This is a genomic window from Micromonospora sp. SYSU B005 (assembly GCF_055362685.1).
The window spans coordinates 1-730 of the sequence record NZ_JAXCFU010000066.1; the positions used below are offsets into that span (position 1 = coordinate 1).

Genomic DNA, 730 nt, shown 5'->3' on the forward strand with positions numbered 1-730 from the left:
GACGTCGTCGACCTCATGCTCGCCACCGGCGCCCGTATCGGCGAGATCCTCGCCCTCCGCTGGGAGGACCTGGACCTCGCCGCCGAACGACCAACCCTGACGATCTGCGGAACGCTGGTCTTCATCAAGAGCCAGGGCTTCTTCCGACAGCCCTGGACCAAGAGCGACGCCGGCTACCGCAGGGTCGTCCTCCCCCGGTTCGCGGTCGGCATGCTCATGGCCCGCAAACTCACCGCCGCGGACAACCCCCACGACGCGATCTTCGCCTCCCGACGAGGCACCTGGCTCTCCCCCAACAACGTCCGCCGTCAGTGGCGCCAGGCCCGCGCCGAAGCCGACCTCGACTGGGTCACCCCGCACACCTTCCGAAAGACCGTTGCCACCCTCATCAAGGAGGAGATCGATACCAAAAGCGCGGCAGCACAGCTCGGGCACTCCAGCGAGGAGGTCACCGACACCTACTACATCGCCAAGCCGGTACAAGCCCCAGACGTGTCCGGCATCCTCGAACGGCTCGGCAGCCACCCGAGCAACCAAGGATCGTCGCCAGGAGAGAACGATGCACACCGATGACGAACTTGGTTGCCGCACCGCGTAAACGGGGGGTTTTCAGGGGGCGGTTCAAATCTCCATCGAAGAAAATCAAAGCCCTGACCAGTGTTCCCGCTGGTCAGGGCTTTTTCTTTGTCGGGACGGCCGGATTCGAACCGACGACCCCTTGACCCCCAGT

1 protein-coding gene is annotated in these 730 nt (G+C 64.5%); it reads left to right on the top strand.

The window, feature by feature from the left end:
- On the top strand, window positions 1-573 hold a 573-nt coding region (locus SM452_RS30395; RefSeq protein WP_463841224.1), incomplete at its 5' end, for a tyrosine-type recombinase/integrase.
- Between the last annotated feature and the right edge of the window lie 157 nt (window positions 574-730).